This window comes from Methylobacterium sp. E-016 (assembly GCF_022829745.1).
Classification (GTDB): domain Bacteria; phylum Pseudomonadota; class Alphaproteobacteria; order Rhizobiales; family Beijerinckiaceae; genus Methylobacterium.
On record NZ_JAKSYF010000162.1, the window covers coordinates 1 to 11,218 of the forward strand.

General features: G+C 70.4%; 7 protein-coding genes. 3 read left to right on the forward strand and 4 right to left on the reverse strand.

The window, feature by feature from the left end:
* The 3 genes from MKK68_RS24560 to MKK68_RS24570 all read right to left on the reverse strand — a co-directional run.
* Positions 1–926, reverse strand: a 926-nt coding sequence (locus MKK68_RS24560) for a TolC family protein (protein ID WP_244033190.1), incomplete at its 3' end; no start/stop codon positions are given.
* A 320-nt stretch (positions 927–1,246) separates the two neighbouring features.
* Entirely contained in the window at positions 1,247–4,393 is a 3,147-nt protein-coding gene (locus tag MKK68_RS24565; protein WP_244033191.1) for an efflux RND transporter permease subunit, read from the reverse strand.
* A gap of 34 nt (positions 4,394–4,427) precedes the next feature.
* The gene (locus MKK68_RS24570; RefSeq protein WP_244033192.1) at positions 4,428–5,765 is read right to left on the reverse strand and encodes an efflux RND transporter periplasmic adaptor subunit; all 1,338 of its coding nucleotides are present in this window, start codon (positions 5,763–5,765) and stop codon (positions 4,428–4,430) included.
* Positions 5,766–6,277: 512 nt separating this feature from the next.
* Between MKK68_RS24570 and MKK68_RS24575 the strand changes: the two genes are divergently transcribed.
* Positions 6,278–7,279 (forward strand): CobW family GTP-binding protein, encoded by a 1,002-nt coding sequence (locus tag MKK68_RS24575; RefSeq protein WP_244033193.1) that lies wholly within the window; start codon positions 6,278–6,280, stop codon positions 7,277–7,279.
* A gap of 35 nt (positions 7,280–7,314) precedes the next feature.
* Here the strand turns inward: MKK68_RS24575 and MKK68_RS24580 are convergent, their stop codons facing one another.
* Positions 7,315–7,572, reverse strand: a complete 258-nt coding sequence (locus tag MKK68_RS24580) for a hypothetical protein (RefSeq protein ID WP_244033194.1) — start codon at positions 7,570–7,572, stop codon at positions 7,315–7,317.
* A gap of 158 nt (positions 7,573–7,730) precedes the next feature.
* Here MKK68_RS24580 and MKK68_RS24585 point away from each other — a divergent pair, with 158 nt between their 5' ends.
* Together MKK68_RS24585 and MKK68_RS24590 are read left to right on the forward strand one after the other, a co-directional pair.
* Positions 7,731–9,089 (forward strand): O-antigen ligase family protein, encoded by a 1,359-nt coding sequence (locus MKK68_RS24585; protein ID WP_243988158.1) that lies wholly within the window; start codon positions 7,731–7,733, stop codon positions 9,087–9,089.
* Positions 9,086–11,218, forward strand: a 2,133-nt coding sequence (locus tag MKK68_RS24590) for a PAS domain-containing protein (RefSeq protein ID WP_244033195.1), incomplete at its 3' end; no start/stop codon positions are given. The genes MKK68_RS24585 and MKK68_RS24590, both read left to right, overlap by 4 nt.

Consider the following 11,218-nt stretch of genomic DNA (forward strand, 5'->3'; position numbering starts at 1 on the left):
CGCGAGGGCAGGCTGACGGGCACCTTCGTCGGCAGGCGCAGGGCCGCGAGGGTGAAGGTCTCGGCCACCTCCTCGCTCGGGAGCCGGCCGGCGAGCGCGGTCAGGAGGTTGCGCTGCTGCGCCAGCTGCTTCTCCAGCGGCGGCAGCAGCTGCTGCGACAGCGACAGGGCCGCCTGCTGCTGGATCACGTCGGCGCCGGCGATCTGCCCCAGCGAGAGCTGCTTGTTGTAGAGGGTCAGCACCTCGGTCTGCGCCTGGATCACCCGCTTGGTCGCGTCGATCTGCGCCCGCAGTGCCGCCTCTTGGATCGCGGCGGCGACGACGTTGGCGGTGAGGCTGAGATAGGCGGCCTCGAGCTGGAAGCGCTGGTTCTCGGCGGTGGCTTCCAGGCCCTCGATGGTGCGGCGGTTGAGCCCGAACACGTCGGGATTGAAGGCCACCGTCACCTGCGGGGTGTAGAGGCTGTAGAGGTAGTTGTTCTGATTCTGCAGCGGCGATTGCAGGTCGAGCCCCGGCGCCTTGGCGCCGAGCGCCTGCGGGTTGGCCGAGAGGGACGGGTAGAGCGTGCCCTTCTGGGCCAGCACGTTCTGCTGCGCGATGCGCAGGGAGGCCTGCGCCGCCTCCAGGTTCGGGTTGTTGGCCAGCGCCTCCTCGACGAGGCGGTTCAGCGCCTTCGAGCGGAACAGCGTCCACCACTGGCCGGGGATGTCGGCGCCGGAGACGAAGCTCTGGTCGGCCGAGCCGCCCTGCCGGGTGGCGACCTTGTCGGCCGCGCTCGGGTTCGCCAGCGGCTCGCGGGTGTAGCGCGCGACCGGCGGGTCCTCGGGCGCGACGTAGTTCGGGCCGACCGCGCAGCCCGACAGGGCCAGGCTCGCGGCGAGGGCCACGGCCCGTGCGGACCGGCGGTTGAGGGCCGTCTCGATCATGACGCTTCCGACGCGGGACGCGCGCGCGACGGCGCCATCCTCCGCCCGGTAGAGCGCCGCGGGGACGGCGCAAGTCAATGCGGCGGGCGGCGTTGCCGGCGGGGAGGCCGAGCGTTGTGGTGCCGGCGCCACGGCTGCGAGGACGAGCGCGCTTTTCCCTCCCCCCTCTGCGGGGGAGGGTGGCCCGCGAAGCGGGTCGGGAGAGGGGAGCGACCTCTCCGGACATGGCGCTCTCCTCTCCCGACCCTCGCTGACGCGAGGCCCACCCGCCCCCGCAGAGGGGGGAGGGAAGGGGCGCGGCAACGTCCTGATCAAACCCATCACGCCGCCGCCCGATGGAGAGCGGGCGTCGCGAGCGGGTTCGGCCGGCGGCGCGAGAACAGCGAGATCAGCACCGGCACCACCACCAGGATCAGATTCGGCGCGAGCAGGATGCCGCCGACGACGACGAGCGCCAGGGGCTTCTGCACCTGCGAGCCGATGCCGGTGGAGACCGCCGCGGGCAGCAGGCCGACGCAGGCGGCGACGCAGGTCATCATCACCGGCCGCATCCGCACGATCGAGGCGTGCCAGACGGCCTCCTTGCGCGGCCAGCCCTCCTCCATCAGCTGGTTGTAGTAGGCGAGCAGGATCACGCCCTCCATCGTCGAGATGCCGAACAGGGCGATGAAGCCGATCGCCGCCGAGATCGAGAACGGGGTGCCGGTGAGCGCTAGCGCGAAGATGCCGCCGATCATCGCCATCGGGATCACCGACAGGCCGAGCAGCATGTCGGCGACCGAGTTGAAGTTGATGAACAGCAGCAGCGCGATCAGCACCAGGGTGATCGGCACCACGAGGCTGAGGCGGGTGACCGCGTCCTGCAGGTTGGTGAACTGGCCGACCCATTCGAGGTGGTAGCCGGCCGGCAGCGTCACCTCGTCGGCGACGCGCCGCTGCGCCTCCAGCACGGTGCCGCCGAGGTCGCGCCCGCGCACCGAGAACTTGACCGGGATGTAGCGCTCCTGGTCCTCGCGGTAGATGAACGAGGCGCCCGAGACGAGGTCGACGTCGGCGATCTCGGAGAGCGGCACCTGCACCACGCCGCCGTTCGGGTTGGCGGCGCCGATGGTGATGTTGCGGATGGTGGCCAGCGAGGAGCGGTACTCGCGGGCGAGCCGCACCCGCATCGGAAAATGCCGGTCGGAGCCGTACTCGTAGAGGTCGCCCGCGGTCTGGCCGCCGATCGCGGCGGCGATCGTGGTGTTCACGTCACCGATCGAGAGGCCGTAGCGGGCGGCCTTGTGGCGGTCGACGTCGATGCGCACCGTCGGCTGGCCGAGCGAGGCGAAGACCGAGAGGTCGGTGACGCCGGGCACGGTGGCGAGCACCGCCTTCATGTCGTTGGCCGCCTTGGTGATCGCGGCGAGGTCGGTGCCGTAGACCTTGACCGAGTTCTCGCCCTTCACGCCCGAGGCCGCCTCCTGGACGTTGTCCTCGATGTACTGGGAGAAGTTGAACTCGATGCCAGGGAACTCGGCGTCGAGGCGCTTCGACAGGCCGGCGATGAGCTGCTCCTTGTCGAGCCCCTTGCGCCATTCGTCGATGGGCTTGAGCGGGGCCAGGATCTCGACGTTGAAGAAGCCGGTGGCGTCGGTGCCGTCGCTCGGCCGTCCCTGGTGCGAGATCACGGTGACGACCTCCGGCACCTCGGTGAAGATCTTGCGCAGCCGCTCGACGTAGGCGTTGCCGGCCTCCAGCGAGATCGAGGCCGGCATCGTGCCGCGCACGTAGAGGTTGCCCTCCTCGAGCTTGGGCAGGAACTCGAGGCCGAGGTTCCGCGCGGCCAGCCCCGAGACCAGCAGGATCGCCACCGTCACGGCGATCGACAGGATGCGGTTGCGCAGGCCGAAGCCGAGGATGATCTCGTGGCCGAAGCGCAGCACCTTCACGATCAGGGTGTCGCGCTCCTCCACGTGCTTCGGCAGGATGACGGCCGAGAGCGCGGGCGAGACCGTAAAGGTCGCCAGCAGGCCGCCGACCAGCGCGTAGGCGTAGGTCTTGGCCATCGGCCCGAAGATGTGGCCCTCGACGCCCGACATCGTGAACAGCGGCAGGAAGCCGACGATGATGATCGTCGCCGAGAAGAAGATCGCCCGGTTCACCTCCGAGCCGGCGATGGCGATGGTGCCGAGCCGCCCGGTGAGGCCCCCCGGTGCGGGCTGCCCTTCCGTGTGGTGCGGCTCGGCCAGGTGCCGGAACACGTTCTCGACCATGATCACGGTGGCGTCGACGATCAGCCCGAAATCGATCGCGCCGAGCGAGAGGAGGTTCGCCGAATCGCCGCGCACCACCAGGATCAGGATCGCGAAGCCGAGCGCGAAGGGGATCGTCGCCGCCACGATGATCGCGCTGCGCAGCGACCCGAGAAAGAGCCACTGCACCACGAAGACGAGCACCACGCCGAAGACGAGGTTGTGCATCACCGTGTGCGTGGTGGTGTGGATCAACCCGGAGCGGTCGTAGATCCGCTCGATCTTCACGTCCGGCGGCAGGATCGTCGAGGCGTTGATCTTCTCGATCTCGGCCTCGACCCGCTGGAGCGTCGGCAGGCTCTGGCCGCCGCGGCTCATCAGGACGATGCCCTCGACGATGTCGCTCGAGCCGTCGTGCCCGACGATGCCGAGCCGCGGCGCGTTGGAGACGCGCACGTCGGCGACGTCCCGCACCAGCACGGGCGTGCCGTTGACCTGGGTCAGCATGGTGTCGCGGATGTCGTCCATGTCGCGGATCAGGCCGACGCCGCGGACCACGGCCGACTGCTCGCCGACGTTCAGCGTCTGGCCGCCGACGTTGATCGAGGAGTTGTTCAGGGCCGAGACGAGCTGCACCAGGGTCATGCCCTGGGCCTGGAGGCGGTTGAGGTCGACCGCGATCTCGTACTCCTTGGCCTTGCCGCCGAAGGCGGTCACGTCGACGACGCCGGGGATCGCCTTGAAGCGGCGCTGCAGCACCCAGTCCTGCAGGGTCTTCATCTCCGCGGAGGAGAAGCCCTTCGGCCCGACGAGCTTATACCGCATGATCTCGCCCACCGGGCTCGTCGGCGAGATCTGCGGCGTGGCGCCGTTCGGCAGGGGCGGGGCCTGCGACAGGCGGTTGAGCACCCGCTGCAGCGCCTCCTCGTAGGTGAACTCGTAGTTGAACTGCACCTTCACGTCGGACAGGCCGAACAGCGAGATCGTGCGCACCACCTGCGCGTTGGGGATGCCGGCGAGCGCCACCTCCAGCGGAATGGTGATGTAGCGCTCGATCTCGTCGGCCGACTGGCCGGGATTCTGGGTGATCACGTCGACGAGCGGCGGGACCGGGTCGGGATAGGCCTCGATGTTGAGCTGGGTGTAGCTGGCGTAGCCAAGCGCCAGCATCACCAGGAAGCCGAGGCAGACCAGCACGCGCTGGCGCAGCGAGAAGACGATCAGGCTGTTCATCGCGTCGGGTGCCCTTCCGGCGGTTCCGGTCCGGTCAGGACGCCTTGTCGCCCGACGCGGCGCGGTCGATGAACAGCGCGCCGCGGGTGACGACCTCCTCGCCGGCGGCGAGCCCCTCGACGACCTGGACGTTGTCGCCGTTGACCAGGCCGAGGCTGACGCCGCGCGCCGCGATCGCGCCGTCGGGCCGGGCGACCCAGACGTGGGCGCTCGCGCCCTCGTAGACGACCGCGGCGAGCGGCACGGCCGGCGAGGGCTGGGGCTTGCCAGTGATGATGGTGAAGGTGGCGAACATCTCCGGGCGCAGCGACCGGTCCGGGTTGTCGACCTCGCTGCGCACGGCGAGGCGCCGCGTCGCCGGATCGAGGCTCGACGACATGTAGTTCACCCGCGCCTTGAACACCCGCGTGCCGAAGCCCGCGACCCGCGCCTCGACCTCCTGGCCGATGCGGATCTTCGGGATCTCGCTCTCGCGCACGTTGGCGATCAGCCACACCGTGGACAGGTCGCCGATCACGAAGGCCGGGTCGCTCGAGGTGGTGAGGTACTGGCCGATGCCGACCTTGCGCTGCACGATGGTGCCGGCGATGGGCGCCTGGATCTGCGTCTCGGCGCTCATCGTGCCGTTCTTCTCGTAGGCGGCGATCTCCGCGTCGGTCTTGCCGAGGAGCTTGAGGCGGTTGCGCACCGCGTCGAGGGAGGCCTGCGCGGTCTTCAGGTCGCTCTGGGCGGCGATCACGTCGTTCTGGGCCGACTGGTAGTCCTTGAGCGCCACCGCCTTGGCCGCGAACAGCTCCTGCTGGCGGGCGGCGATGGTCTGGTCGAGCTTGAGCAGCGCCTGCTGCTTCTGGATGGTGTTGAGCGCGCTCTGGTAGTCGTTCTGGGCCTGGACCATGTCCGTGGCCTCGATGACGAGGAGCACGTCGCCGGCCTTCACGTCGTCGCCCGCGCGCTTGAGCACCTTCGTGACGCGGCCGGAATAGGGCGAGGCCACCGGCACGTTGTCGTCGTCGTTCAAGGCGATCCGCCCTTCGGCCGAGCCTTCCGGACGGAAGGTCATCGTCGCCACCGGGTGGATCTCGAAGGTGGCGCGCTGCTCCGGCGTCGGCCGGAAGATCCGCTCGGCCGAGGAGGGCGGGGCGTCGGCCTCGCCGGTGTCCTCGCCCTTCGTGCCGCCGAGCATCCCGCGCGCGTAGGTCGTCACCGTCTCGAGGAAGCCGCGCACCGGCTGGGGGAACACCGCGACCACGGCGACGGCGGCGACCACCAGCGACAGCACGACCGCGATCGGCAGCAGCCCCTGGCGGCGCGGGCCGTGCGCCCGGGCCGCCGGCGCGTCGGTGTCGGGATCGAGTGGCGTGCGGGCGTCCATCGCGCTGTCGTCTTCGGGTCGAGGGAGGTGCTTGATGGCTGTGGGCCGGTGCGGAGCGGTCGAACGCGGGAACCCGTCCCGATGCATCGAACCGATCGATGGTGCTTTTCTAAGGCAGGCCCGGGACGGGCGGCTCCCCGAGGCGCCGATATCCCGCGCATCCGGGCGGCACAATGGCCCGACTGTGCGGAAGCGCGGTCGGGAGGCGATCGAGGCGGGTCGAGGCGATCACGTTCGGGATATCGGGCTCGCGGGACATCGGGCTCGTGCGTGCGGTCGCCCAAGCGGTCCGCGGCGAGGCCGCGACCGGAAACGGCACCGCCTGGGCATGGGCATGGGTCGTGGCAGGTCTTCACGACGGTCTCGCGACGGAGCCGCATGCCGGCCGCGGGAGGCGGGGCGGCGTCCGCTCGGGTGCTTCCATCCGCGGTCCGATGATACGATATGACATGTCATCGGCGGCCCGGCGCGAGCGCGGGCGCCCACCGCATCACCCGTCGGAAGAGTCGCCCATGTCCGGATCGCAGAGCCCCGCCAACGCCGAGTCGGTCACCTCCGAGAAGATCCCGGTCACCGTGCTGACCGGCTACCTCGGCGCCGGCAAGACCACGCTGCTCAACCGCATCCTCACCGAGAACCACGGCAAGCGCTACGCCGTGATCGTCAACGAGTTCGGCGAGATCGGCATCGACAACGACCTCGTCGTCGGCGCCGACGAGGAGGTGTTCGAGATGAACAACGGCTGCGTCTGCTGCACCGTGCGCGGCGACCTGATCCGCATCATGGACGGGCTGGTGAAGCGCCGGGGCAAGTTCGACGCGATCATCGTCGAGACAACCGGGCTCGCCGACCCGGCCCCCGTCGCCCAGACCTTCTTCGTCGACCAGGACGTCGGCGACGCCGCCCGCCTCGACGCCGTGGTGACGGTCGCCGACGCCAAGTGGCTGTCCGAGCGCCTGAAGGACGCGCCCGAGGCCCGCAACCAGGTCGCCTTCGCCGACGTGATCCTGCTCAACAAGGCCGACCTGGTCTCGGACGCGGACATGGCCCGCGTCGAGGGCGAGATCCGCGCGATCAACCCCTACGCCAAGCTCCACCGCACCACGAACTGCGACGTGCCGATCGACGCGGTGCTCGGCCGCAACGCCTTCGACCTCGGCCGCATCCTCGATCTCGAGCCCGACTTCCTCGAGGAGGGGCACCACCATCACCACGACGGCGACATGCAGTCGTTCTCGGCGCGCATCGACGGCCCGGTCGACCCGGAGAAGTTCATGCCGTGGATCTCGAACCTCACCACGATCCAGGGCCCGGACATCCTGCGCTGCAAGGGCATCGTCGCGTTCCCCGACGAGCCGCGCCGCTTCGTCTTCCAGGGCGTGCACATGATCCTCGACGGCGACCTGCAGGCCGAATGGAAGGCCGGTGAGGACCGCTCGTCGCGCGTCGTGTTCATCGGCCGCAAGCTCGACGCCGAGGCGATCAAGGGCGGGTTCCTGGACTGCGCGGCCTGAGGCTTACGCGAAGCGGATCATGGTCGACGCGGGCGTCATGATCCGATCAGCTTGACGAAGGCGGCACCGGCGCCGAAGAAGGCCGCGCCGGCCGCCATGCCGGAGAGCGCAATCTGCCAGGGTGCGAGCATCCTGTCGCGCTCGAGTTTCCGCGCCTCGTGCTCGAGCTTCATCGACTCGGCCATCAGCTTCTTCTGCTCGGCGACGAACTTCTCGCTCTCCTCGCGCTGTCGGCGGATGCGCCCGAGCTGCTCCTCGAGGTCGGAGTTCAGTGGCACTGCAGTGTCCGACATCGGGTCGTGTCCTCGATACGGCGATGGCCTGCACGATGATAAGGGCTGAGCCCGGCCCGGTCGAGCGGCGCCGTCAGCCGAATATCAACCTTTCCGTCCCATGAAGGACCCGTCGTCGTGCGGGCCCGCGTTCCAGGCTCGCGGAGCCCGCGTGAGCCATGGCCAGCACCGCCGTTCCGGGCTTCGTCCTGCCGCAGGTCGGCCGGGTCCCGCTGATCCGGGTCGTCCACGGCTTCGCCGGCGCGCTCCTCGCGGCGTTCGTGTTCTTCGCCTGCTTCGCCTTCTCCGAGACCTCGCCCTACGACGTGATCGCGATCCCGACGATCCTGCTCTGGGCCTGCCTCGGCATCCGGCTGCACCGTGGGGCGGTGCCGCTGGTGCTGCTGCTGCTGCTCTATCTCGGTGCGATCGTCGTCGGCCTGATCCCGTTTCTCGACGAGGACTTCCCGGTCACCTGGACGATCCAGCTGATCTACCTCTCGGTGACGGGCGTCTTCTTCGTGATGTTCTTCTCCGACGACACCCAGGCCCGCATGGAGCTGGCGCTCAAGGCCTACACGGCGAGCTGCGTGTTCTCGGCCACGCTCGGCATCGTCGGCTACCTGCAATGGCTCGGGATCGAGGACCTGTTCTACAAGTACGACCGCGCCTCGGGCACCTTCCAGGATCCGAACGTGTTCGGCTCGTTCCTGACGCTCGGCGCGCTCTACCTGATGCACGGCCTGATCACGGCGACCGCCCGGCGCCCGGTGCTCGCGCTCGCGGGCCTGCTGATCATCCTGGTCGGGATCTTCCTGTCGTTCTCGCGCGGCTCGTGGGGCGGCACCGTCGTCGCCACGCTGCTGATGGTCGGCTCGGTCTACGCCTCCTGCGGGTCGGCGCGGCTGCGGCGGCGCATCGTGCTCCTCAGCCTCGCGACCCTGGCGCTCGGTGCCGTCGCGATGGCGGCCCTGCTCTCGGTCGACAGCGTCCAGAAGATGTTCGCCACCCGCGCCGCGGTGAGCCAGGACTACGACGAGGGCGAGACCGGCCGCTTCGGCAACCAGCTCCGCGGCATGGAGATGCTGCTCGAGCGCCCGCTCGGCCTCGGGCCTATGCACTGGCGCCTGACCTTCGGGCTCGAGCCGCACAATTCCTACATCGGCAGCTTCGCCAACGGCGGCTGGCTCGGCGGCGCGGTCTTCCTCGCCCTCGTCGCGGCGACGGGGTTCGTCGGCTTCCGCCTGCTCGCCCGGCCCTCGCCGTTCCGCGCGCACGCGCAGATCGTCTGGCCGGCGCTGCTGATGTTCTTCCTTCAGGCGCTGCAGATCGATATCGAGAAGTGGCGCCACGTCTACATGATGCTCGGCATGGTATGGGCGCTGGAGGCGGCGCGCCGGCGCTGGGCCGCGCGGGACGGGCGCCGCGCGCCCGCCTCGGCGCCGCGCGAGGGCGATCGGCCCGGTCGGGTCCGGAATCGGGATGATGCGATGGGCCGGCGCCTCGGGGAGATGCCGGCGGGGGACGCGCGAACGTGAGCAGCACAGAGGCGCTTCAGGCCAGGGACGACGAAACGACGGCGGACGAGGCGGCGCGCGAGGCGAAGCGCGTCGCGGCGCTGCTGGCGCTCGGGATCCTGGATACGCCGCCGGAGGATCATTTCGAGGCGGTGTGCCGCACGGCCTGCCGCCTGTTCGGCGTCGAGACCGCCTTCGTCGGGTTCATCGACGCCGACCGGCAATGGCTGAAGACGCCGTGCGCGCTGGTGCCGGGCGAGCTGCCGCGGCAGGAGAGCTTCTGCACCTACACGATCCAGACGGACGCGGTGCACGTCGTCCCGGACGCGCGGCTCGACCCGCGCTTCTCCGGCAGCCCGCTCGTCGACGGCACGGCGGGGGCAACCCGGTTCTATGCCGGCACGCCCCTGAGCCTCGCCCCCGGGATCCGCGTCGGCACCCTCTGCCTCGTCGATTCGCGGCTGCGCGACTTCTCGCCCGAGGACGGCGTCGCGCTGCAGGACCTCGCCGAGATCGTCGTCGCGCACCTGCGCCTCTCGGAATCGAACGCGGCGCTCGGGCGCGAGATGGCCCTGCGCAGCGCGCACGAGGCGCAGCTGGAGTGCCAGGCGGCCGAGATCGCGGAGCGCTCCGCGGCGCAGGCCAGCGCCAACCACCTGCTGACCATGGCCGAGCAGCTCGCCAGCATCGGCAACTGGCGCGTCCCGCTGCCGGCGGGTCAGCCGATCTGGTCGTTGGGGCTCTACGAGATCGCCGGGCTCGACCCCGCCACCGCGCCGCCGCACCTCTCGACCTTCGCCGAGATCTATCACGCCGACGACCGGGAGCGGCTGATCGCCGTCGTCGGCGACGCGATCGCGCGGGCCGAGAACTTCGCCTTCGACGCCCGCATCCTGCGGCCGGACGGCACCGAGCGCGACGTGGTGGTGCGCGGCACCTGCGAGACCGACGCCGCGGGCGCGGTCACCGGCCTGTTCGGCGTGATGATCGACATCACCGCGCGCCGGCGGGCCGAGGCCGACGTCCACCGCAGCGAGAGCCGCTATCGCGGGCTGGCCGACACCCTGCCGCTGCTGGTCTGGGCGATGCGGCCGGGCGACGGCGAGATCACCTACGCGAACCCCCAGTTCCACGCGTATTACGGGCCGATCGGCACCGGCCGCGCCGCGCGGGTCGCCTGCAACCATCCCGACGACGCGCCCGCCATGGCGACGGCGTGGCGGGCGGCGCAGGCCGGCGAGACCGCCTATTCCGGGGAATGGCGCCTGCGCCGCGCCGACGGCACCTATCGCTGGCACAAGCTGACGATGACGCCGGTCCACCTGATGGCCGACGGCACCGTCATCGAGTGGCTCGGCACGGCGCTCGACATCGACGAGATCGTCACCGCCCGGATGGCGGAGCACGATGCCCGCGGCCTGCTGCGGATCGCCCTGGAGGCCGCCGAGGCCGGGACCTGGGATTGGGACATGCAGACCGGGGTGAGCCTGCTCTCGCCCGAGAGCCTGCGCATCTACGGGCTGCCCGAGGACGGCGAGCCGCGCGGCATCACCACCGCCGCGTGGACGGCCCTGGTCGATCCCGAGCAGGTCGGCGAGGTCTGGGACGCGATCCGGCGCGCGATCGACACCCGCACCACCTACGCCGCCGAGTTCCGGGTCGGCGAGCGCTGGGTCTACGCCCGCGGCCGGCCGCTGTTCGGGGCCGACGACCGCCCGTACCGGATGGTCGGCCTCCACATCGACATCACCGAGCGCAAGTCGGCGGAGGTGGCCTTGCGCTCGATCACCGCCGAGGCCCAGGCCGCGCGTGCCGAGGCCGAGCGCGCGAGCGAGGCCAAGAGCGACTTCCTCGCGGCGATGAGCCACGAGATCCGCACGCCCCTGAACGGCATCCTCGGCTACGCCGACATGCTGCTCGACGAGACCCACCTGCGGGCGGAGGACCGTCACCGGCTCGAGCTGATCCAGGGCTCGGGCGCCGCGCTGCTCACCGTCGTCAACGACATCCTCGACTTCTCGAAGATCGAGGCCGGGCAGCTGACCCTCGACCCGGTCTCGTTCCCGCTGGTCTCGGTGATCGACAACACCGTCTCGATCGTCCGCGGCGGCGCGCTGAAGAGCAACCTGCGGATCGAGACCCGGATCGAC

Excerpts from the sequence above, each read along its gene's own strand:
- MKK68_RS24565 (WP_244033191.1), bottom strand. The coding sequence starts at position 4,393 with ATGAACAGCCTGATCGTCTTCTCGCTGCGCCAGCGCGTGCTGGTCTGC.
- MKK68_RS24570 (WP_244033192.1), bottom strand. The coding sequence starts at position 5,765 with ATGGACGCCCGCACGCCACTCGATCCCGACACCGACGCGCCGGCGGCC.
- MKK68_RS24575 (WP_244033193.1), top strand. The coding sequence starts at position 6,278 with ATGTCCGGATCGCAGAGCCCCGCCAACGCCGAGTCGGTCACCTCCGAG.
- MKK68_RS24580 (WP_244033194.1), bottom strand. The coding sequence starts at position 7,572 with ATGTCGGACACTGCAGTGCCACTGAACTCCGACCTCGAGGAGCAGCTC.
- MKK68_RS24585 (WP_243988158.1), top strand. The coding sequence starts at position 7,731 with ATGGCCAGCACCGCCGTTCCGGGCTTCGTCCTGCCGCAGGTCGGCCGG.